Source organism: Pleomorphochaeta sp. DL1XJH-081 (genome assembly GCF_049310885.1).
In the GTDB taxonomy this organism is placed as follows: domain Bacteria; phylum Spirochaetota; class Spirochaetia; order Sphaerochaetales; family Sphaerochaetaceae; genus CAYZJV01.
The window spans coordinates 264,253-286,924 of record NZ_JBMDYO010000003.1 but is presented as its reverse complement, the minus strand read 5'-3'; the positions used below and the strand labels follow the sequence as shown (position 1 = coordinate 286,924).

The following is a 22,672-nucleotide window of genomic DNA, read 5'->3' as shown; positions in this document are numbered from 1 at the left end:
CGAATAGGCATTACATTTTACGGTCTTGACACCGCTCTAGTTTTCTTGTTATGCCATAGGCGAATCGATTTGAAAAAGTCATAAGGAGCGACCATGACATCTATCGCGATTCCTGCCCTTACCAAGGACTTGGTCCGTGTCTTGATTGACGCTGACACCATCCAACGACGCGTTGACGAGCTAGCCTACCAAATCAACAAGGAATATGAAGGAATAGAGGAGAGCCTGATACTCGTAGGAGTACTCAAAGGCTCTTTCATTTTTCTAGCCGATTTGTGCCGTAAGCTGAAAATTCCACATGTCGTGGATTTCATCTCTCTCTCCAGCTATGGAGCCTCTTCCCAGTCGACAGGAAATGTCCGCTTGATCATGGATACCAGGGAAAATCTCCAAGGCCGCCATGTAATGATTGTCGAAGATATCCTAGACAGTGGATTCACACTCGATTATCTTTGTAGGAATTTCAAAGCCCGCGATCCCGACTCCCTAAAGACGGTGGTGCTGTTGGATAAACCCGATAGACGAAAAGTGAATGTAGAACTCGACTATGTCGGATTCGAAATTCCCGACGTATGGGTCGTAGGCTATGGATTGGATTATGCGGAACGCTACCGCACCCTCCCCTATATCGCAGAAATGGTGCCTGTCACCGATTAACGATAAAAAGGAAATTACATGGACAACAAGTATTATGTAGGGTACGCGACGATTCACAAATTAGTGAAGTCGCTTGCGAACCGTCTCACTGAATCCGGATTCGATCCCGATGTGATCGTGGCAATCGGATCGGGTGGATTTATCCCTGCCCGTATCGTCAAAACCTATATCAATCGACCGATATATGCGGTGGGAATATCGTACTATGGTATAGACCAGACCCATAGTAGCCATCCCCAAAAAATCCAGTGGATCGATGAGACTCAGCAACAATTGCGTGGAAAGAAGGTCCTATTAATCGATGAGGTTGACGATACACGGGCTACGCTCAGTTATTGTATTGAGGAGCTTTTGAAAAACGATCCTGAAGAGATCGCAGTTTTAGTCTTACATAACAAGAACAAAACAAAAGATGCCCAATTCCCTACAGCAATCAAACGGTATTTCGCAGGAGAAGAAATCGAAGACCTTTGGATTAAGTACCCTTGGGATGCGATCGATATCGACGAACATGAGGTTTGCGAGCAGACGATGCTTGCGAACAACCAGAAAGAAACTAAGGAGTGTAATGCATGAGTGTAACAGCTATAGTCGGAGCCCAGTGGGGCGATGAAGGAAAAGGACGAGTAGTAGATTACTTGGCACAAAAAGCCGAAGTAGTCATCAGGTTCCAAGGCGGGGACAATGCAGGACACACAGTTATTAATGACAAAGGTAAATTTGCCTTGCATATCATTCCTTCTGGAATATTCAATTCAGAGACAATCTGTATTGTCGGAGCAGGTACGGTCGTAAATTTCGATACCATGGAGACAGAACTCAAGTCGATAGCGCAAGCAGGAGTAGATGGGAAGAATCTCTTCATCGATCGCAGGGCTCATTTGATCCTCCCCTTCCACTGCCTCCTCGATGGTGCAGAAGAGGCAAGCAAGAAAAGTGGTTGGGCAGTAGGAACGACAAAACGAGGTGTCGGTCCCTGTTATAGCGATAAGGCAGCCCGAGTCGGAATCCGAGCTTCGGATATCTTGGATACCGATCGACTTCGCACTAGGCTTGAAATGATGCTTCCTCAGAAGAATCGTCAGCTTTCCTACTATGGATTACCAGAAGTCGATATCGACGAGCTGATGGAGCATATAGCGAAGTGGAGAGAAAAATTCGGTAATCAGATTATCGATACCATGCCTATCGTAAAGAAAGCTGTGATCGAGAAAAAAGAGGTTCTACTGGAAGGCCAGCTAGGTATCATGAGAGACCTCGACTGGGGCATCTATCCATACACCACAAGCAGTAACCCTACAGCTGGAGGAGCTTGTAGTGGAGCAGGTTTGTCTCCGCGTCATATAGATGAGATCATAGGTGTCGTAAAAGCCTATTCCACATCAGTTGGTGGTGGTCCATTCCCAACCGAGCTATTCGATGCAGACGGAGAAAAACTCCGCGCTGTCGGTGGAGAGTTTGGAGCCACAACAGGTCGTCCCCGACGTTGTGGATGGTTCGATGCTGTAGCTGCTTCATTTTCCTGTTGGGTCAATGGATTCACCAGTATTGCTGTGACAAAGTTGGATGTACTCGATACATTCGAAACCATTAAGATTTGTACTGGGTACATGATTGATGGTGTATTGGTAACCGATCTACCCGACACAGCTGGACAAGAAAAAGCCGAACCGGTCTATGAAGAAGTTGAAGGTTGGATGTGCAGTACCACTGAAGCCCGTACATGGGAGGACCTTCCCGCAAAGGCTCAAAGCTTCGTGAATAGAATCGCCGAACTGACGGGTGCACCAATGAAGTTCATCAGTGTTGGACCTGAACGGGACCAGATAATCATCTTATAGGAACTAGGAGCATATGGATCAGACTTTCGGCCATGAGACCTATATATCTCCCTTCACTTGGCGTTACGGTAGCGAGTCGATGCGAAAGATATGGTCGGAACATCATAAACGTACGATGCTCCGTCACATCTGGGTCGCTTTGGCAAAGGCACAACAGACGGTAGGTCTGGTTAGTGCTGAGCAAGTAGCCGATTTGGAAGCCCACAAGGAAGATATCGATATTGCACGGGCAACTGAGATTGAACGAGAAATCCATCATGACCTTATGGCTGAAATTAAAACCTATGCAGAACAATGTTCGGTAGGTGGGAGCATCATCCATTTAGGTGCAACAAGCATGGATATCCTAGATAATATGGATGTGCTTCGGCAGCGCCAAGCCCTTAGATTGATTATTGAATCGGTCAAGCGACTATTGCACCATTTTGCTGAAAGGATCGTACAGACTCTTGATAAGCCTTGTATGGCCTTCACCCATATACAACCAGCAGAACCGACAACCGTCGGCTATCGATTGGCCCAAACAGCTCAAGACCTGCTCGATGACTTGCAAGAGCTGGAACGGGTCCACGACTGCCTAAAGGGTAAAGGTCTAAAGGGAGCTGTTGGCACAAGCGCATCCTACAAAGCATTATTGGAAGGAACAGGATTGTCACCAGCAGATCTGGAAAGTTTAGTCATGGATGATATCGGCCTAACCGCCTTCGATGCAGCAACGCAAGTGTATACCCGTAAACAGGACTGGCGATTGGGTGTAGCCCTAGCAGGAACATGTGCCACTATGGCCAAATTTGCTTTCGATTTCCGGTTATTACAGAGTCCTCCTATCGGTGAGTGGAATGAACCGTTCGGAGCTAAACAGGTCGGCTCATCTGCCATGCCCTTCAAACGAAATCCCATCAACTCAGAAAAGATCGACTCACTATGCCGATTGGTCGCCCCCCAGGTAGATGTCCTTTGGCATAATGCCGCTGAAACCCTCTTGGAACGGACTTTGGACGACTCGGCGAATCGTCGACTGGTGATACCACAGTTGTTTCTTGCCACCGATGAGATACTTTCGACTGCAGAGAAATTAGTCAAAGGCGCTGTATTCAATGATAAGGGAATTGAAAACAATATTCTTCGTTATGGTCTATTCGCAGCTAGTGAGAGACTGTTGATGGAATTGGGGAGACGAGGAGCGAACCGGCAAGAAATGCATGAAGTCATAAGGGAACATTCTCTCAAAGCATGGCCTCTGGTCCAACAAGGTGCTGAGAATCCAATGTCTGCTACACTGGCTGCCGATTCGCGCATTACCACGTTCATACCAAAAGAAGAGATAATTTCGTTACTAGATGCATCAGAATATGTTGGAGATGCACCAGAACGAGCTAAAAGAATCGTCGATCGTATCCAGTCAGCACTTCGTTAGAAAATGAAAGATAGGCCACCACGGATCACTGCATAGTAGATAACCATACGGGGAAAGCGAGAAAGTGTGGCAAGAATCAGCAGATGCGGATTCACATGTACCATTCCCGCTATCCAACATACCGTAGAGAATGGAATAGGGGTCAATCCAGCCAGGACCACTGCCCAAATTCCATAGCGGTTCACCAATCGTTCCCCATCCACCGAAAAGCGGGATGTGAACATTTTGACTATACGTAGATGTCCAAGAAGTCTTCCTATCCAGTAACCACCTATTCCGCCAACCGAAGATGCAATCGACATGGTGAGCAAAAGAGGAACCGCTGGCCACTCCATTACGAATGGGAAAAGTATATCGACACTCATAGGAACAATGAACATATCTGTGAGGAAGGTAAAGATGGCAACCCCGACTAGGCCAAGATGCTCAACTACCCAGAGACCTATTGAATGGTACTGATCCTTCACAAAGTAGAGTGCGATAACATACACCAATAGGAAAAATCCCATGAAGGCAAAGGTCTTTCCGACCAACTGGTGCCAATTGAGTTCACCAGAGTCATGGAAAATTGAGTCATTGAAAAAATGGGCGCGAAGACTCTTGGACTCCTTAGAGCGCTTTGACATCCATATACCCTCTGAAAAGAGACATTACTTGATCGAGAAATCTGGTTTTGCCTTGAGGCAGATGCCCAACACCTTGCCATAATGGCGGCTTTCCGCCTCCCTTACCATCGATAAGAGGGAGCGCATCTTTGCGGATTGACTGAAATAGATCGCTTTCAGATCCAAAGCCCTTAACCGCAACCATCCAAGCCAACTTTCCGTCAGTACGCTCACGAACAACACACAAAAGTATTTCAGAAATAGATAAGAGTGTTTCCGGCAAGTTTTTAAATTCCTCCTCTTCCCAATCGGTAATATCCAAGGAGATTAAAGGAATTCCGTTAAGTTTTAGTGCTGGTTTTAGGTATTGTGAGAACTTCAGACTTGTAAAGCGCGAGGACAATTGCCGAACTTGGTATCTGACATCCGAAAGCTGATTCTGTAATGACGAAATACCCGTGACTATCTCCTCGGCAGGTAATGAAAGGAGAGTACCAGCCTCTTCGATAATCTTGAGGTTTCTTCTCATCATGTCGATTGAGCGTTTCCCAGCAACCCAATATGTCTTTATCCTTCCCCTGATTTTCTCCGTACGAAGAAATCCGATATAGAGTAATTCAGAAGTATCTCGCACATGGACACCACCACAAGCGATCGTATCGGCATCACCAATCTGGACAATTCTTACATTGCCATCAACCTTGACCGGACGCCGTAGTCCTAGTTTCATGGAATCTTCCTGTGTAACTTCGAAGGTAGATACGGGAACATTCTTACGAATTTCAGCGTTTACAGCATCTTCGATCATCTCAGCATCCTCGGTTGAAAATGATGGCGTATCGATTTCAATGCTCAGATCATCATGTCCTAAATGAACTGAAAGGGTTCCTACCTGCAACAGAGTATAAAGCAGTCCAGAAAGGAGATGTTGAGCTGTATGTTGCTGCATATAGTCATAGCGATGTGCCCAATCAATACGGATCGTTACCGTATCCCCTGGAGTGAAATCATGTTCTTGACCAAGTATATGGAGAATTTGTCCAGATTCATCCTGAATGGTATCGACAATAGGAATGGAATTGAGAGTCCCCCTATCGCCAGGCTGTCCTCCGCCCTCAGGATAGCAGATAGTCTGATCGAGAATGGCAGCTACTCTTCCCTTGTAAGGACCGAGAGATATGATTGTCGCCTGCAAGGTCTGGGCATACGGTTCAATGTAGTAGTGGGTTTTTGTCTTATGCATACAAAAAAGACTAGCGTTTTTTTCACCCAACGTCCATATCGTCATCCGAGCCAAGCCATGATTTCGCAATCGGAAGATGGATTTTGAACTTCATGGCTAGAAGCCGTATGGCTGTCACTGTACAGGCTGTGAGAGTGATAATGAGAGCAAAAGGTAACGAGGTTCCACTGAGAATGAGAAAGACTCCTCCCCCTATCAGACTGGCAGTAGCATAGAAATCCGAGGTGAGTACCACAGGAATCTCCCTCACCATCACATCGCGGATAACTCCACCTGCAACAGCGGAGAATACTCCCGAGAGGATGATCCCAATCGGCCCAACGCCATAAAGCATGCCCTTCGCGGCACCCAGGGCGGTAAAAACACCCAAGCCGATAGCATCTCCCAAAGCCACTAGACGCCACCGTCCTACAACTTGTGGGGCAAGGAAAAATACTACTGCACCAATTGCTATCGATACGAGAAGGTAACTCTCATGCTCATACGCAGCAACAGGAGTAGCTCCGAGAAGCAGATCCCGAAAAATTCCTCCACCAACTCCGACGGTGCACGCCAAAACGACCACACCAAGGAAGTCTAGGCGATGCCTGACGCCACGCACGGCTCCAGTGATCGCGAATACGATCGTTCCAAAAATGTCGAATGCAAACAATAGTGTCGAATCCATGTCGAGAGCATAGCACGGAGAAAACCCTTGTCCAAGCGGCTCCTTACCGCTATCTTACACATGTAAGGAGTCAAAACTATGTCACTACTCAAATCGGCTTGGGAAATCGCACTAGAGAAAACCGAAGGCATCGAAGCCGACCCGGAAAAGATCAGAAAAGACAATCTCATTGGTGAGGGAAGACGATTGGCGGGAACCTATCTGACTGACATTGAAGCGGACGGAAAATCGTTTGAAAAAGGATTCAAATCGGTCAAAGCCGAGGACAAACCTTTAGTGAGACAGGGCATCGCTTCGACTGTACTACTTAATGTGGCATTACCCCAGAGCCCCGATTTCACCGAACGATTAGAGAAGATGCACCATATCGTAGAGATTATCGATGGTCCAGAAAGTGATACTGCGGGTCTTATCGGACAGATAGGACAGTTCATGGGGAAGTATTTCGAAGCCCGCGAGTCATTGTTGGAAAGAGCACATCAACAATACAAACCCATGTATGAACAGAAACGGGAACAAATGATGCAAAAGTATGGAAAAGCTCCCAGCATGTCCATGGACCAGGATCCCGAATTTGTACAGATGCTACAGAGGAATTACACACAGTTATCGAACCAGTACCAAGAAGTCTTGGATCAAGCAAAGGACCAATTGAAGCAGGTTTGGGGGATCGAAGATTAGAAAACTGCCCGCCAAGAATTCTCCTTGCGGGCAGTAGGGATACTGGTATAACGAGAAATTACTCCCAGTAGTGTGCCATCCGTTCTGCTAATGATTTCTGGTACCCCTCCCAATCGGTAATCGGGTGTAATGCTATACCCTCTTCACATGCAGCTTTCGCTACGGCTACAGCTTCCCATTCGATCACCCTAGGGTCAAATGGCTTGGGAACAATATAATTCCGTCCAAATGTAAAGTCCTTGCCTCCATAAGCTTTCCTTACCACCTCGGGAACCGGTTCCTTCGCAAGAGCAGCTAGAGCCTTTGCTGCTGCCATTTTCATCCCTTCAGAGATAGAGGAGGCGCGTACATCCAGAGCTCCTCTAAAAATGAACGGGAACCCCAAAACGTTATTGATCTGGTTCGGATAGTCACTTCTTCCTGTTGCCATGATTACATCACTACGGGTAGCGACTGCAACTTCATAAGGTATTTCCGGATTCGGGTTACTCATGGCAAACACAATGGGATCCTTCGCCATGGAGTTGAGCATTTCGGGAGTAACACAATCCGCCACAGATAATCCCATGAAAACATCTGCATCCCTTATCGCTTCTTCGAGGGTCCTCATATCGGTATCAATCGCAAATTCACGCTTCTCTTTTGTCATACCGGCAGTACGACCTTTATAGATGACGCCTTTGCTATCCAACATTACGATATGGGAAGGATCGACTCCCGCGGCAACGAACATCTTTGCACAGGAAATTCCTGCAGCTCCAGCCCCATTAACTACAACTTTAATATCAGAGAGTCTCTTCCCGACAATCTCCGTTGCATTGAGTAACCCTGCAGTCGAAATAATGGCTGTCCCATGCTGGTCATCGTGGAATATTGGGATATCACACTGTTCTATGAGAGCCTGTTCTATCTCAAAACACTCCGGCCCTTTAATATCCTCGAGATTTACTCCTCCGAAGGTAGGCTCCATCGCCTTTACCATTTCGATGATTTTCTTGGGATCCTTAACATCGAGCTCGATATCGAAGACATCGATATCCGCGAAGCGTTTGAACAAGACTCCCTTCCCTTCCATGACCGGTTTTGAGGCTAATGGGCCACGGTCACCGAGTCCAAGAATTGCCGTGCCATTGGAAATGACAGCGACAAGGTTACCCTTGGATGTATATTTATAGGCATCCTCAGGATTCGCTTCGATCTCCAATACCGGTTTTGCCACTCCTGGGGTGTAGGCGAGAGATAGCTCATCTGCGGTCTGGCATGGCTTTGTCGGAACTACTGAGACCTTTCCCGGAACACCGCCCATAGAGTGGTACTTCAACGCTTTTTCTTTCAATTCATCCATACTTGTATCCCTTGATCCTTTCTCTTTATTTTTCGAAGTCGAAGTGGTAGTCGAGCTTGAATGTATCACGCATCTCGACCATCGCCTTCTGCAAGCTTGGTGGAACAGGACAGCCATGTTCCTTCCTATATTGCCAGGCTTCGTATTCCTTCTCTCCTGCGGTGTAGATACGATCTTCTCCGGGTGCCTTCTTGGAGCTGCGAATCTGTCGACAAATCGTACCGGCAACTTTCTTGAATACTTCCAAGCCCATAAAGCGTTCTGGGTCGATAGCAATGAAGAAGTGACCTAGAGGATATGGAATTGGTTTGTGATCGGCATCAAAACCGTTCAACTCCTTCATAAATGAGCCGTCTTGGAGTGCTGCAGAGAGGATTTCTACCACCATCGAGTAACCGAAGCCTTTATAGCCTCCGGTCTCTTCTCCAATTCCTCCGAGCGGGGTGAGGGCTGCCTTGCCTGTGGTGAGATCCTTAAGAACCTGATCAGTATCCGTACGAGTCTTTCCATCTAGCCCGATTACCCAACCTGGAGGTAACTCTTTACCAGCTCTTCCATACACTTCAATCTTTCCTCGCTGGGTTACGCTCGTAGCACAATCGAGAACGAAGGGAAATACTTCATCGGTCGGAATCCCAAATGTCATTGGGTTTGTGCCCATCATATTCTCAACACCAAACGTAGGTGCTATGGAGGGACGGGCGTTGGTTCCCGTAATTCCAATCATTCCTGCTTCTATAGCCATAGTTGCATAATAGCCGGCAATTCCGTAGTGGTTGCTGTTTCGTACTGCGACCATACCCATGCCATACTTCTTCGCCTTTTGAATAGCCATCTCCATGGCTTTCTTACCTACTACATGTCCCATACCGTTATGACCGTCGAGCACAGCTGTGGTCAAATCGTCCTTCAGTACTTCAATCTCGGTTATGGGATTCATGATTCCAATCGCGATACGATCAATATAGATAGGCTTCAGTCTTCCAATTCCGTGTGAATCTATCCCCCGCTTGTCAGATTCGATCAGGACATCCCCTATGACCTTCGCATCGTCTGCTGGGATTCCACTTGCTTTCAGGGTATCGACCATAAATGATTCCAAAATAGAGAAATCGACCCATACGCAATCCTTGTAGGCATCTTCATACGCCATTGAGCACCTCCATTCACTTTTCAGCAGGCTACGCCTGCGATAATCAACTCAATCTTCTTCTCTTCCAATTCCTGTCGGGAGAGGAGAATTCCACCTTGCCTATCAGTAATCAGGACATCTACCTCTTTTGCGTCGACAGTCCCAAAATTAGACAACACGCCAACTTTATTATTCGTTGCTACCACAATCACCTTTCCAACTGTTCTCTCTATCATTAAACGGGTAGTCTCAGCCTCCTCGATGACAGGAGTCGTCAAACCGGCTGAAAGACTGAACCCATCTACACCGATAATCGATTTATTCGCATATATCTGGTTTAGAATGGGTTGTGAGAGACCTCCGGATACAGAGTGTGAACGGGTCCTGTACACCCCTCCCACGAAGATGAGTCTGAAAAGTGCATCTTCATTTGCCACCCATGCCGCATCCATATTGTTGGTTACAATGGTAATGCGATGGTTACGCAGGGCTTTGATTACCTCGTAAGTCGTCGATCCACTATTGATGAAAACGGTATCTCCCTCTTCAATCAATGCTGCTGCGGCTTCTCCGATCAACTGTTTCTCTTGGGTAAATTCGAGGGCTTTCTGTGTATAGGCAGGTTCGACCGGTAGACTTCTCCGTAGGGTAGCTCCTCCATGTGTCCGCTCTACCAATCCCTCATTCGCCAAATGATCCAAGTCCCGTCGGATGGTCAAGACACTCACTCCAAAACGCTCGCTTAGATCTTGGACTTGCACGACACCGTCTTGGGTTATGAGATTGAGAATCTGGCGCTGCCTATCTGCAGGTATCATGACCTATCCTTTTCTTCACACTGTTATGAACTTTTTTGAATTGTAATGAACGTTTTGGCTTCTGTCAATGAATTATTGTGTATTCAATCAAACAAAATAGTTCATAAATATTGTATTGGCAAATCACATGACAGGGTTGCAAATCGCCTTGTTTTCTGGTATCTTCCCAAATGCAATGGTGCCGTACCCAAGTGGTAAGGGACAGGTCTGCAAAACCTCTATGCACCGGTTCGAATCCGGTCGGCACCTGATAACGGGGACATCCTAGCGATGTCCCCGTTCCTTATTCGGTGGAATCCTCTTTCCCCAAGACTTTTCTGTATATACAGTAAAGCCCTCCATCTGACTGGAGGACTTTGCACAATTCTTCCTATGTACTGATTATTCGGGAATGACCTTATTCTCCATCAGTTTAAGGAAATGGAAGGTTGAATCGCTTTCGATGAATGCCCACGACTTCCCTCGTTTGAGAACCAAGCCTTCTACAACTTGCTCAACCGACTGAATTCCAGCACCCATCTTCGCATTCTCGTAACTTGTGAACGCGGTACCATACCGTTGTACCCGAGTCTCTCCCGGTGGTAACAATACCGTAGTAGGAGAACCGAGAACTTCTGGTTCCGTCACCGACTTGCCCAATCCATTCGCAAAATTACCGATAGAATTCTCAACCCCCAAGCAGAAGGTCTGATCGGTACCTCCATCGTAGAGAGCCCAAGGAGCAAATGGTCTACCGCCATACTGCATCCAGAGATTATTAAACCGTAATGGTACTTCATTGGCTTCCAATGCAGCGGGACCTGGAAAGAAGGAGAAATACACCATCTTGAGTCGAGGGTTTATCACACTACTCCATCCAAGACGCGTACTGTCGGGAATCTTTCCTGTGATAAAATCGGTGTAGCCGACCATTCCGGGAACTTCTGATACATCACAAACTCCCTCCTTCCTGAGAGGAGCTTTCGTGAGATCGTCAAACTCCTTCCCAAAAGCTAAGCGTCCCGTATCATCGAACTCCGTGTGTCGAGCTGCTGTACAGAAACGATCTGCACTGAGATTGACTACACATCCCGACTCCAAAAACGGAGAACCTACCGTATTGTGCCAAGCGGCATTCGCGACCAATGGAGCATGTCCCGTATTTTTCACCGTGACACTACTATAGAGGACCGGGTGACCTGGTAAGACCATATCAATCTTCCAAGCCTCAAATGGATAAGCGGAATCGGGTCCTACCATGGTAGACAAGAGCCAATTCGCACCGATTTCGGCATCAGTACCATATTTTACGACTGTCCACAGGCCGTTGGCAGTCCAGCCGTGGGCTTCATGATAGACATCATCGACACGGTGGTCAGGACCAAAATTTGGGAAACAGAAAAAATTCCCTCCCAATAGGTAGAGAAGGCTACTATTTTTCCAGTAGTCGCGGTTCTTATCCATAGCGACGGTCTCTTCACGACCTCGGAAATAGTAGAGCGGATGCGCATTGACCCTACCCCCGGAAGCGCTGATATTGCTCATTTCCAATACCATACCACCACGATCTTCTAAAACCGTACGCAAAGAGTCGTTGGAGAGCATGGTAGCTTGTCTGCCCTCCCACAATTGTAACCTTCTTACGTCCATAGGACCTCCCCCTAATGACAAACGCCCAGATATCCGACAAAAATTACCCTTTCAAGGGTGATAAATCGGTCGGAGCAGGCTATACTGTACAGCATCATGATAGTACCATGGAAAAACGGCATCCACAACTCTCAGTCTTCAGGAGATTGCGATGATACATGAAAAAAATCTGGTATTCACCCTCCACACTGCTTGGACAACCTATATTTTCAGGGTCAATGAGACCAACCACCTTGAACAACTCTACTACGGAAGAAGAATCGGTACCACAGACCATATGGAACCGCTGTACGATAAACATACGATCTCGGTAGGAAATTCCGTTTCGTACGATGAAGAACATCCATCACTTACCTTGGACAACATCTGCCTCGAATATTCCAGTTATGGGAAGGGAGATTTTAGGGAACCACCGATTCTCTTCAGCCGCCAAAACGGTGACAGGATTGCTGATTTCCATTATAAGGAACACCGAATCATCAAAGGGAAGCCTCGATCATTCTCCGGTCTACCCGAGTCCTATGGAGATAAAAACCAATGCATGACTCTAATTGTGGTGTTGAAGGAACGAGTATCGGCACTTCGCCTTGAACTAAGCTACACAACATTCGACCAAGCCAATGTAATCGTGAGAAAGGCTTCATTAACGAACGATATGGGGGAAACAATTATCCTGCAGCGGTTTTCCAGTCTTCAACTGGATCTCCCTACAAGTGACTATTCCCTAGTTACATTCGACGGAGCATGGGCACGAGAGCGCTATAGAACAGCACAACGTTTACGAAGCGGAATCCATGTGAATGATTCAAAGACGGGAGTCAGTTCCTCCCGTCACAATCCCTGTCTATTTCTGACTACGAACGAGGACAATGACAACCAGGGCGACTGCTATGGATGCAATCTTATCTATAGTGGAGACCATGCACAACATATTGAGACTACACCCTATGGAAAAGTCCGTTTGCTCACAGGATTGAATCCTGCCACATTCAGTTGGCAATTGCATCCCGGGGAAAAATTCCATACACCGGAAGCTATACTTACCTTCTCTCACGAAGGATTGAACGGAACCAGCCGAAACTTCCACCGTTTTATCAATAGCCATATTGTACGAGGAAGTTGGAAATATCATCAGCGTCCTATCGTGGTAAACAATTGGGAGGCAACCTATTTCAATTTTTCTGAGCATGCCCTACTCAAATTAGCAAGAAAAGCAGCCGACCTAGGTGCGGAACTGTTCGTTTTAGATGATGGGTGGTTTGGCAGTCGAGAAGATGATACAACCAGCTTGGGAGATTGGACAGTCAATACGAAGAAACTACCCGATGGATTGGCAAGCCTTTCCAAGAAAATCCATGGAATGGGTTTGTTGTTCGGATTGTGGTGTGAACCTGAGATGGTAAGCCGCAAGAGCCAACTTTATCGTGAACATCCCGAATGGTTGGTATCGGTACCTGGGCGAAATCCTTCTCCAGGCAGGAACCAATACCTGCTCGACCTTACCCGGGAAGATGTCCGTGACTATCTATTTGAATCCCTTTCAAATATCTGGAAATTGGCGAATGTCGATTATGTGAAATGGGATATGAATCGTATGTTCAGCGATATGTATAGCAATAGCGAAAAGTTTCAACAGGAGGAGTTTAATCATCGATACATGCTGGGGCTCTATTCGCTTCTCCAGCGTTTTGTCGAAGCTTTCCCACAATTACTTTTCGAATCATGCGCATCAGGGGGAAACCGATTCGATTTGGGTATGCTCTGCTACATGCCCCAAACATGGACAAGTGACAACACTGATGCGCTATCTCGCGTGTATATCCAAGAAGGAACCTCCTATGGATACCCGCTCTCCTCTATGGGTGCTCATGTTTCGGAATCTCCGAACCACCAGACCTTAAGAGTCTCAAATCTGGAATCACGATTCAATGTAGCGGCGTTCGGACTTCTCGGCTATGAGATGGATCTATCACAACTGTCTACACAAGAGAATGAAGTGATAAGGAATCAGATTGCCTTCTATAAAGTCCACCGTTCCTTGTTACAATATGGGGAGTTCTTTCGATTCAAGACTATCGCAGACAACAACCAAGCCATTTGGGTCGTATCTGCTCCTGACCGGACAGAAATGCTTGCCCTATTCTTCCAGACGCTGAATATTCCAAATCCTCCAACTGACATCCTACGGATTCCGATAGCCGATCCAGATTTGACCTACGCAGTGACACCGAGAAGGGAGCGTATCGATCTAAAGTCATTCGGAACATTGGTGAATATGGTTAGTCCCATCAGAATAAAGAACGATGGCAACTTGCAACGATTGGTTGACGAAACGGTACATCTGGAGAACGAATTGGAATACTACATCGTAAATGGTGATGTACTGGCTTACCGTGGCATCGTTCTCAACCAGCAGTTTGGAGGCACGGGCTATGACAAGGAGACTCGCGTTCTTGGTGACTTCGGTTCTAGGATTTATCATCTGAAAGCACTTAAAGGGTAATGCGTCACTTGCATCGTGGGAACGTCGTCGCTATAGTATCGGTATGCACACAACCGACTGCCATGTGGTAATTATTCCCCAAGGCCCCCAACGTCAACCATACGACCTGCAATCGTTATTGGACTGCATTGTCATCCGGGAACAGGTATTCATTTCTGAACAACACGTACCCATAGAAATCGAGCAAGATGGAAAAGACAGTGAATGCGGCCACATACTGCTCTGGACAGAGGGTATACCGGTAGGGACCCTACGTTTCAGAGAGACCGAAGAGGGTATCAAACTGGAAAGGATCGCTATCCTTAAGGAGTATCGGGGACGGCACTTGGGAAAGTTGTTGATCAGAGAAGGGATACGAGCTGTCAGGATGAACAATCTGGAGGGAAAGATCTACATCCATGCCCAACAGCACGCGTCATCGTTCTATGCCTCGGTCGGATTCGAAGAGAGTGGAGAGCAGACGGTAGAGGCAAACATCCCTCACACAACCATGCATATTTCCTACGATCAGGAGTGTCGGCTCCTAGACACCGACCCTCATTGCTTCCATTAGATCATAATAACTCGAAGACAACCGAAACACTACTGGTGATGGCAAGTTCACCAGTTGGAACATCGGCAACCGCCATACTCTCCATCATAGGAGCTGAAGCCGCCTTAACCATGGTATTTCGCGCTACTCCTTGATAGTCAGAAGTCGAATAATCGGAAACCGTAATTGGTTCTCCCAAGGTCATTCCAGCTGCCACAGCGTACTCTGAAGCCTTCTGCATTGCCTTTTCCATGGCTAATTTCCTGCTCTCAGCATACTCTGAAGAGGTGTCTTCTTTGCTAAAGTTTATAGAACTCATGGAAATATTGGTAACACTCCCCAATTCATCAATCAACTCAGGAAGAAGATTCGTATCGCTCCCAATGCCCCTGACGGTAACATGGATTGTCTGCCGTACTCGTTGCCCAACCAAAATCTGTTCATTCTCTTTCCACCGGTATTCGGGGAAAAACTCCAATGCTCTAGTCACTAGGTCCTTGTCTTCGACCCCTACTTCCCTGATCATCGCCAACAGCTCACCAATTTTCCGATTGGTTTCAAGCTGAGCATCACGAGTAGTCTCGGCTAGCTCGGAGACTGTTATAGAGAAGGATGCGATATCGGGGGCAACCGTCACCTTACCCACCCCCTGTACCGAGATGGTCCTGCTCCTTTCAATTAGAGAGGTCGTTTCACAACTGCTTAGCAGCATAATGAGAATGAGGGCAATGGGGATAAAAACATATTTTTTCATAGTATTCTCCTAGTCGAGTAGTTCGGGACGATTCTTAGCATAACGCCAGAAATACGCTTGTGCGATCATCATGATCCCATTGTCATATGGACCGGTTCCCATTGATTCGAGAACAGTATTGACTGGGATGGTGAGAATATCGAGCTGTTCGTGGGTATCGAGCACCTGCTCGCCGACGTATCGGATCCCCTCAACAAAGTAAAACCAGACACGATTGTTCATAAATGCTGGATTGGGAGAGATCGAGCCCAGAAAAATCACGTCTTCGATAGGCTCAAAGCCCGTTTCTTCCCGCAACTCGCGCAAGGCTGCGACCTTGGGATCTTCCCCAGGATCAACGGTGCCTGCGGGAAATTCGATAGTCACAGAGTCACTGCCATGCCGATATTGTCTTACCATGACGAAATGCGGTACCCCTTGATCATCTCTGAACCACGGGATGATTGTTGCCCATTTGGGGGCATTAATCTCGATGAATGAACCGACCCGACCATCGGTTGAGGCTCTCTGCACACTTGATACATCGAAGATTGGACCAGCGAAAACTTTCTTTCGCGCAATGGTCTTCCACGTTAAACGGATATCATCTTCCAAAATCCAGTTCTCCTATTTTGTTGGGTTACTACATTGGATACTCTCTACTTGTATCTTGGCTATTTTGGCAATCGAATCATACACCTGATCGGGATTCCCCTTACCATCCATTGTATGAACAGCCATGGGGACCGATCCGAGGAAGGGAACATCAACCTTACGGGCGATCTCGTTTCCACCACCAGAGCCGAACACTCGTAACTCATGGTGGCAATGCGGACATACCAACTCACTCATATTCTCAACAAGTCCAAGGATAGCTATGTGCATCTTACGACAGAAAGTTACACTACGCACAGCGTCCAGTATCGCGACTTCTTGCGCTGTTGTAACGATTATAGCTCCAGTGAGCTCGAGAATGCTTTTACAGACAGTCAATTGCTCGTCACCGGAGCCGGGGGGAGAGTCTATAAACAAATAGTCGAGTGGCCCCCATGATACTCTTGCCAAGAGATCGTTAATTACCATGCTCTTCATCGGACCTCTCCAGATGACCGCATCGCTTTGGTCCTCCATGGCAGAATCGACACCCGCGATATGAAGGTTCGGCATTACTTCCACCGGTTCGAGCAGCCCGTCTTCTCCTTGATGGAATCGATTGGCAAGATCAACACCCAACATCTTTGCTACATTCGGTCCATGCAAATCGATGTCGAGAATTCCTACCCGGAGCCCTTCGGCAGCCAAAGCTTTTGCCAAGCCGACGGTTATCGTGGTTTTCCCCACTCCACCTTTCCCACTCATGACCAGAATTTTGCGTTCGATCTTGTCCATATGGGACCGTATGGCCGTACGTTGTTCTACCCGTTTTCCGAAATCGATTGGGGCCATCCTTTACCTCCGATACTCTCCAAACTGTAGTGAGGGAAGAGGGAAAAATCAAGGATAATCGACTCCCTGTCACAGCGTAGACTATACCTAGGGGATGAAGTTTATAAAACTTATACCTTGAAAGACATACGTATTCCAGCTATAGTAGATTGAATTCATTTACCCCGGTCATTACCGGTGTATACAATAAAATTCAAGGAGCACAGCACATGCTACACCAATTGCCGAAAGAACTTCTTCTCGAGCAAGTAAACAATGGTCTGATACTGCTGGTCATAGGTATGGGGGTTGTATTCCTCTTCCTTACGCTGTTGGTATTCACGACCAAAGGACTTTCTGCGTTCGTAAAGAAGTACCTTCCCGAAAAAGTCACTACTGTGACCAAACGTCCCGTATCCGTCTCTGGCTCACCCGTTGCCGATAATTCGGGAGCAGAGATCGCCGCGGCCGTTGCCGCAGCAATCGCGCATTCGAAGCGCTAGACACACATCCAAGGAGTTCCTATGAAAAAGGTAAAATTCATGTGTACGGCTTTCCGAGACGGATTCCAATCGGTCTATGGAGCCAGAGTATTCACCAAAGATTTCTTGCCAGCTGTCGAAGCCGCCAAGGCTGCAGGAATCAATCACTTTGAAGCAGGCGGTGGAGCACGATTCCAATCGCTCTATTTCTATACCAATGAAGATGCATTCAAGATGATGGATGATTTCCGCCGAGTGGCAGGACCGGATGCCGATCTACAGACCCTTTCCAGAGGTATCAATGTAGTCGGACTCGATTCACAGCCACGCGATATCATCAAGATGCATGCCGATCTATTCAAGAAGCACGGTATATCAACTATTCGAAACTTCGATGCATTGAACGATGTGAACAACCTCATCGATAGTGGTAGGGCTATACATGAAGCAGGTGCCCGCCATGAAGTCTGTGTAACGATGATGGCGCTTCCTCCCGGTGCTACAGGAGCCCACGATCCGGAGTTCTACGAGAGTACACTTAGGAACATACTTGATGCCGGAATTCCGTATGATTCTGTCTGTTTCAAGGATGCTTCAGGAACCAGTACACCAAAGATCGTACATGAGACCATCAAACGTGCAAGAAAGCTCCTTGGAAAGGATATGAATATCGTATTCCACTCCCATGAAACCGCTGGAGTCTGTATCCAACAGTATGTGAGTGCCTTGGAAGCAGGCGCAGATCAGGTCGATCTTTCCATGGTGCCGGTCTCCGGTGGTACGTGTCAGCCCGACGTGATTACCATGTGGCATGCTCTCCGTGGAACCGATTTTACACTCGATGTCGATATCGACAAAGTCATGGAGGCTGAGCGCGTTTTCCAGGACTGCATGAGTGATTACTTCCTTCCCCCCGAAGCAACTCAGGTAAACCCGATCATCCCATTCTCCCCTCTTCCTGGTGGAGCTTTAACTGCGAATACGCAAATGTTGCGTGACAACGGTCTCATGGACCGCTTCGCTGAAATTACACATGCGATGGCCGATGTCGTAGCCAAGGGTGGTTATGCGACAAGTGTAACTCCTGTTTCTCAATTCTATTTCCAGCAGGCATTCAACAATGTCATGTTCGGTCCTTGGAAGAAAATTGCCGAGGGGTATGGAAAAATGGTACTCGGTTACTTTGGAAGGACTCCTGTTGAACCCGATGAAACTGTAGTCAAAATATCTTCAGAGCAGCTTAAACTGGAGCCGACCAAAGAAATTGCTGTCGATATTAATGACAAGGATCCCAAGAAAGGTCGAGATGCAGCTATTGCTATGCTTAAGGCTGAAAATATTGAGATCACGGAAGAGAACATCTTCATCGCAGCTTCCTGTAAGGAGAAGGGAATCCTCTTCCTGTCTGGAAATGCAAAGGTCAATGGCGTGCGTTTGAAGAGTGCTGAGAAGAAAGCTGAGCCGGCTGCTCCTGCACCAGCCAAAAGTGGCTCAAACGCCTATACGGTCAAGGTCAACAACAACATCTACGCCGTCGAGCTGAAAGATAATCAAGCTGTAGTCAATGGTGTTGCCTATCCCCTTGATATCCAAGAGGGCATAGCAGCTCCTTCTACCAACGCTTCGGCTCCCGCCGCTAGCACTGGTGCCGATGTTCCCGTGAAAGCTCCCATGCCAGGACTCATCCTCCGTTCTAACGTATCGGTAGGTGACAAGGTAAAAGAGAATGATGTGCTAATGGTCATGGAAGCTATGAAGATGGAGAACGAAATTTTCGCTCCTGTTTCCGGCACTGTAAAAGAGATCAAGGTAAAACAGGGCGACCAACTCAATGCAGATGAAATCTTGCTTGTTATCGGTAGCGAAGGGGCACCTGCAGCTGCAGCGCCTTCAGCACCCGCACCTGCAGCTAGTGCAACTCCGGCTCCGTCCTCTGGCGCAGAGACCGAAGTCAAGGCTCCGATGCCAGGACTCGTCTTGCGTATCGATGTAAAAGAGGGAGATCAGGTACAACAAAATGGTCTTCTCTTGGTCATGGAAGCCATGAAGATGGAGAACGAAATTTTCGCTCCTATCTCTGGTACGGTGAAAAAGATCCTGGTCAAACAAGGCGACCAGTTGAAAGCGGACGACGTACTCGCAGTAATCGGGTAAGGGAGTTTTGACATGATTGGACAAGCATTTTCGCAATTATGGCAGACAACCGGCCTGGTTGGATTCCTTGCCGCCGGTGGATGGGGCAATCTCATCATGATCCTCGTGGGATTTGTGTTGTTGTACCTAGCCATCGCAAAAGGTTTCGAACCTCTCTTGCTCGTAACTATCGGGTTCGGTTGTATCCTAGCCAATATTCCATACGCATATATTGCAGGTGTGGACCCCTCCAGCACTTCGGGAGGTGTCGGATTCATTAAACTCCTCTACGACATGGGTATCGAGACGGGATTGTTCCCAATCCTCATATTCATGGGTGTAGGAGCAATGACCGACTTCGGACCACTCATCGCAAACCCTAAGACCTTGCTATTAGGTGCCGCAGCCCAGGTAGGTATCTTTCTCGCTCTGTTGGGAGCTCTTTTGCTCTCCTTCTTGCCGGGAATCAATTTCGACCTTCATGCAGCAGCCTCAATCGGTATAATCGGTGGTGCCGATGGTCCTACGGCTATCTATGTGACTAGCCGACTAGCACCGGATCTGTTAGGTTCGATTGCCGTCGCAGCATATTCATACATGGCTTTGGTTCCCATCATCCAGCCACCTATCATGCGTCTACTCACTACAAAAGAGGAACGTTTGATTAAGATGGAACAGCTTCGGCCCGTTTCAAAGGTCGAGAAGATTCTCTTCCCGATCTCTGTTCTTACGGTATGTGCGATCCTGCTCCCCTCGGCTACACCTCTCGTTGGAGCTCTCATGTTTGGAAATCTAGCAAAAGAGTGTGGAGTCACCAACCGATTGAGTGACACGATGCAGAACGCATTGATGAACACAGTCACCATCTTCCTCGGCCTCTCAGTCGGTTCGAAGATGGAGGCTGCCCACTTCCTCAACCTCAATACCTTGGGAATCTTGGTACTGGGAATGGTCGCTTTCGCATTCGGTACCGGAACGGGTGTCCTTATAGCGAAGGTGATGAACAAGCTGGATAAGAAACACCCTGTCAATCCACTTATTGGTTCTGCCGGTGTTTCTGCTGTTCCTATGGCAGCGCGTGTTTCCAGTAAAGTGGGCCAAGAGTATAACCCACAGAACTTCCTTCTCATGCATGCCATGGGTCCGAACGTTGCTGGAGTCCTTGGTTCTGCAGTAGCTGCTGGTGTCCTGTTGGCTATTGTCCCTTACATGGAACCTCTGGTAGACGGTCTTCGTCCTGCCTTGGCAGTATTCATGTAATCATTACTGGATTTCTTTGTAACGGCTCTCCATCGGGAGGGCCGTTTTTCATGTTCCTAATGATCTGTTGACAGATCACGAGTGATTATATAACAGTGTTGGAACTTGCTCGCTCGTCGATTATCGTCTATGCTGGTTTGTATGGTATATATCCTTGTTGCAGCAGTATTGCTATTAGCTTTCAGCTGGAGTGCTCTCCTTTGGGGATATCGGGACAAACAGACTGAACCGATCAATCCAAACGAAGACCAGGTATTCGATCCTCGCTGCCTCCCTATTATCCTTCAACATGATCCTCCGGCTAAGCAGGCTATCATCATGATCCATGGGTATCCGAGTACTCCGTATACCTATGAGTATGCAGCCCATGAAGCCTATGGATATGGTTATGATGTATATGCCCCCCTATTACCTGGATTCGGAACCAAGCCAAAGGACCTATATCAAACGACATTTACCCAATGGTATGAGTATCTGCAGGCCTATTATAAGGACAAACGGAGTGAATATGACCACCTATTTGTCATAGGGACATCCATGGGTGGTGCCATGGCTCTCAGATTGGGAGAAGAATTCTCGGGGACTTCCAATGCTCCCGATGCCCTAGCTACGATTGCCGCTCCAGTTTTTCTAAATGATTTGGCATTGGGCGTCATACAAAAATGGGGATATTATTTCATGCGTTTGGTCTCGCTGGTCACACCTGCCATTCGCCCCCGTATCCATACTGGAGGGAAAAAGAAGAATGATGGTGAAGAGCTATGGATTGGTTATGGAGGGGCTTTTGTGAAAGGCGGAGTGAGCTTTATGCATGCACTGAAAGACATCAGGAGAAACCTACATCAGATTACCGTTCCCCTCTTCTCAATTCATGATGAAGGGGACAAGACCATCGCATTCCAAAACTTGGGTATTATCCAGTCGGCAGTACAGGCACAACCATTCAAATCTAGGACGACCCGTATGACCAGTGACCATAATCGCCACATCCTGCTGATGTATCCATCGATCCAGAAAGAACTCACATCGGAGATCCTCACATTCTTCGATTCAAACCACAAGGAGAATCCATCACAATGAAAAGACAGGATTATATCAGTTGGGACGAATATTTCATGGGAGTAGCACTACTTTCGGCAGACCGGAGCAAAGATCCAAACACCCAAGTCGGGGCATGTATCGTCAATCCAGACAAGAAGATTGTCGGTGTTGGATACAACGGATTTCCTTCAGGCTGTGATGATGATGTTCTTCCATGGGATCGGGAAGGTTGTTTTCTCGACACTAAATATCCGTATGTGTGCCATGCAGAGCTCAACGCGATTCTCAACAGCATCTCTCGTGACCTGAAAGGTTCGACCATCTATGTAGCGCTATTTCCCTGCAACGAGTGCGCAAAAGCTATTATACAAGCTGGTATCAAAGAGATAGTCTATCTATCGGACAAGTATGATGGTACCGACAGTGTTATCGCATCCAAAAGAATGTTGAATCAAGCTGGAGTCTCCTTGAGGAAACTTGAACCCGGAAGAAAAGAAATCACTATATCCTTTGTTGTCGAAGCCTGAA

The 22,672-nt window shown here is 47.3% G+C and carries 22 protein-coding genes and 1 tRNA gene; 13 read left to right on the top strand and 10 right to left on the bottom strand.

The features are described 5' to 3' along the window. Window positions 1–93: 93 nt before the first annotated feature. The 4 genes from hpt to purB are packed head-to-tail and all read left to right on the top strand — an operon-like array spanning window position 94 to window position 3,915. Window positions 94–657, top strand: a complete 564-nt coding sequence (gene hpt, locus ACODJP_RS07890) for a hypoxanthine phosphoribosyltransferase (protein ID WP_422480256.1) — start codon at window positions 94–96, stop codon at window positions 655–657. 18 nt (window positions 658–675) lie between these two features. Further along, complete coding sequence (locus tag ACODJP_RS07885) at window positions 676–1,233, top strand: phosphoribosyltransferase (protein ID WP_422480254.1); 558 nt, start codon at window positions 676–678, stop codon at window positions 1,231–1,233. Beyond that, on the top strand, window positions 1,230–2,498 hold the full coding sequence (locus ACODJP_RS07880; protein WP_422480252.1) for an adenylosuccinate synthase: 1,269 nt from the start codon (window positions 1,230–1,232) through the stop codon (window positions 2,496–2,498). Before ACODJP_RS07885 ends, ACODJP_RS07880 begins: the two co-directional genes overlap by 4 nt. A gap of 13 nt (window positions 2,499–2,511) precedes the next feature. Continuing rightward, the gene (gene purB / locus ACODJP_RS07875; protein WP_422480250.1) at window positions 2,512–3,915 is read left to right on the top strand and encodes an adenylosuccinate lyase; all 1,404 of its coding nucleotides are present in this window, start codon (window positions 2,512–2,514) and stop codon (window positions 3,913–3,915) included. On the opposite strand, the gene ACODJP_RS07870 is transcribed toward purB, so the two are convergent. From ACODJP_RS07870 to ACODJP_RS07860, 3 genes are read right to left on the bottom strand one after another with little or no spacing between them, the layout of a single operon-like run. Beyond that, entirely contained in the window at window positions 3,912–4,541 is a 630-nt protein-coding gene (locus tag ACODJP_RS07870) for a YqaA family protein (protein ID WP_422480248.1), read from the bottom strand. The genes purB and ACODJP_RS07870 overlap by 4 nt on opposite strands. Next, window positions 4,525–5,763 carry an alanyl-tRNA editing protein gene (locus ACODJP_RS07865; protein ID WP_422480246.1) on the bottom strand — a complete coding sequence of 413 codons (1,239 nt, stop codon included), beginning with the start codon at window positions 5,761–5,763 and terminating at the stop codon, window positions 4,525–4,527. Before ACODJP_RS07865 ends, ACODJP_RS07870 begins: the two co-directional genes overlap by 17 nt. Window positions 5,764–5,785: 22 nt before the next feature. Next, window positions 5,786–6,430, bottom strand: a complete 645-nt coding sequence (locus ACODJP_RS07860; RefSeq protein WP_422480244.1) for a trimeric intracellular cation channel family protein — start codon at window positions 6,428–6,430, stop codon at window positions 5,786–5,788. 78 nt (window positions 6,431–6,508) lie between these two features. Between ACODJP_RS07860 and ACODJP_RS07855 the strand changes: the two genes are divergently transcribed. Continuing rightward, window positions 6,509–7,111, top strand: coding sequence for a DUF6657 family protein (locus tag ACODJP_RS07855; RefSeq protein ID WP_422480242.1), 603 nt, complete (start codon window positions 6,509–6,511; stop codon window positions 7,109–7,111). Window positions 7,112–7,169: 58 nt separating this feature from the next. Here ACODJP_RS07855 and ACODJP_RS07850 read toward each other — a convergent pair whose 3' ends face one another. Genes ACODJP_RS07850 through ACODJP_RS07840 form a run of 3 tightly spaced genes read right to left on the bottom strand, consistent with a single transcriptional unit; the run spans window position 7,170 to window position 10,406 of the window. Continuing rightward, complete coding sequence (locus ACODJP_RS07850) at window positions 7,170–8,456, bottom strand: malic enzyme-like NAD(P)-binding protein (protein ID WP_422480240.1); 1,287 nt, start codon at window positions 8,454–8,456, stop codon at window positions 7,170–7,172. A gap of 25 nt (window positions 8,457–8,481) precedes the next feature. Then, on the bottom strand, window positions 8,482–9,609 hold the full coding sequence (locus ACODJP_RS07845; protein ID WP_422480238.1) for an Ldh family oxidoreductase: 1,128 nt from the start codon (window positions 9,607–9,609) through the stop codon (window positions 8,482–8,484). 20 nt (window positions 9,610–9,629) lie between these two features. Beyond that, the gene (locus ACODJP_RS07840) at window positions 9,630–10,406 is read right to left on the bottom strand and encodes a DeoR/GlpR family DNA-binding transcription regulator (protein WP_422480236.1); all 777 of its coding nucleotides are present in this window, start codon (window positions 10,404–10,406) and stop codon (window positions 9,630–9,632) included. A gap of 177 nt (window positions 10,407–10,583) precedes the next feature. Here ACODJP_RS07840 and ACODJP_RS07835 point away from each other — a divergent pair. Then, window positions 10,584–10,655, top strand: a tRNA-Cys gene (locus ACODJP_RS07835). Between the two features lie 132 nt (window positions 10,656–10,787). Here the strand turns inward: ACODJP_RS07835 and ACODJP_RS07830 are convergent. Continuing rightward, window positions 10,788–12,035 carry a hypothetical protein gene (locus ACODJP_RS07830; protein WP_422480234.1) on the bottom strand — a complete coding sequence of 416 codons (1,248 nt, stop codon included), beginning with the start codon at window positions 12,033–12,035 and terminating at the stop codon, window positions 10,788–10,790. A gap of 151 nt (window positions 12,036–12,186) precedes the next feature. On the opposite strand from ACODJP_RS07830, the gene ACODJP_RS07825 reads away from it, so the two are divergent. Together ACODJP_RS07825 and ACODJP_RS07820 are read left to right on the top strand one after the other, a co-directional pair. Next, window positions 12,187–14,538, top strand: a complete 2,352-nt coding sequence (locus ACODJP_RS07825) for an alpha-galactosidase (protein ID WP_422480232.1) — start codon at window positions 12,187–12,189, stop codon at window positions 14,536–14,538. Between the two features lie 43 nt (window positions 14,539–14,581). After that, window positions 14,582–15,091 (top strand): GNAT family N-acetyltransferase, encoded by a 510-nt coding sequence (locus tag ACODJP_RS07820; RefSeq protein WP_422480230.1) that lies wholly within the window; start codon window positions 14,582–14,584, stop codon window positions 15,089–15,091. Window position 15,092: 1 nt separating this feature from the next. On the opposite strand, the gene ACODJP_RS07815 is transcribed toward ACODJP_RS07820, so the two are convergent. The 3 genes from ACODJP_RS07815 to ACODJP_RS07805 are packed head-to-tail and all read right to left on the bottom strand — an operon-like array spanning window position 15,093 to window position 17,249. Further along, the gene (locus ACODJP_RS07815) at window positions 15,093–15,824 is read right to left on the bottom strand and encodes an SIMPL domain-containing protein (protein ID WP_422480228.1); all 732 of its coding nucleotides are present in this window, start codon (window positions 15,822–15,824) and stop codon (window positions 15,093–15,095) included. A 9-nt stretch (window positions 15,825–15,833) separates the two neighbouring features. After that, on the bottom strand, window positions 15,834–16,418 hold the full coding sequence (locus tag ACODJP_RS07810; RefSeq protein WP_422480226.1) for an NUDIX hydrolase: 585 nt from the start codon (window positions 16,416–16,418) through the stop codon (window positions 15,834–15,836). Window positions 16,419–16,430: 12 nt separating this feature from the next. Next, the gene (locus tag ACODJP_RS07805; RefSeq protein WP_422480224.1) at window positions 16,431–17,249 is read right to left on the bottom strand and encodes an Mrp/NBP35 family ATP-binding protein; all 819 of its coding nucleotides are present in this window, start codon (window positions 17,247–17,249) and stop codon (window positions 16,431–16,433) included. Window positions 17,250–17,458: 209 nt separating this feature from the next. Here ACODJP_RS07805 and ACODJP_RS07800 point away from each other — a divergent pair, with 209 nt between their 5' ends. The 5 genes from ACODJP_RS07800 to ACODJP_RS07780 all read left to right on the top strand — a co-directional run bounded on the left by ACODJP_RS07800 (window position 17,459) and on the right by ACODJP_RS07780 (window position 22,671). Further along, window positions 17,459–17,731: an OadG family protein gene (locus tag ACODJP_RS07800; protein WP_422480222.1), complete on the top strand. Its 273-nt coding sequence runs from the start codon at window positions 17,459–17,461 to the stop codon at window positions 17,729–17,731. 21 nt (window positions 17,732–17,752) lie between these two features. Continuing rightward, the gene (locus ACODJP_RS07795) at window positions 17,753–19,864 is read left to right on the top strand and encodes a biotin/lipoyl-containing protein (protein WP_422480220.1); all 2,112 of its coding nucleotides are present in this window, start codon (window positions 17,753–17,755) and stop codon (window positions 19,862–19,864) included. A 12-nt stretch (window positions 19,865–19,876) separates the two neighbouring features. Beyond that, window positions 19,877–21,103, top strand: a complete 1,227-nt coding sequence (locus ACODJP_RS07790) for a sodium ion-translocating decarboxylase subunit beta (protein ID WP_422480218.1) — start codon at window positions 19,877–19,879, stop codon at window positions 21,101–21,103. Between the two features lie 141 nt (window positions 21,104–21,244). Next, window positions 21,245–22,183 (top strand): alpha/beta hydrolase, encoded by a 939-nt coding sequence (locus ACODJP_RS07785; protein WP_422480216.1) that lies wholly within the window; start codon window positions 21,245–21,247, stop codon window positions 22,181–22,183. Beyond that, complete coding sequence (locus tag ACODJP_RS07780) at window positions 22,180–22,671, top strand: deoxycytidylate deaminase (protein WP_422480214.1); 492 nt, start codon at window positions 22,180–22,182, stop codon at window positions 22,669–22,671. The genes ACODJP_RS07785 and ACODJP_RS07780 overlap by 4 nt, the downstream gene beginning before the upstream one ends. Window position 22,672 lies beyond the last annotated feature (1 nt).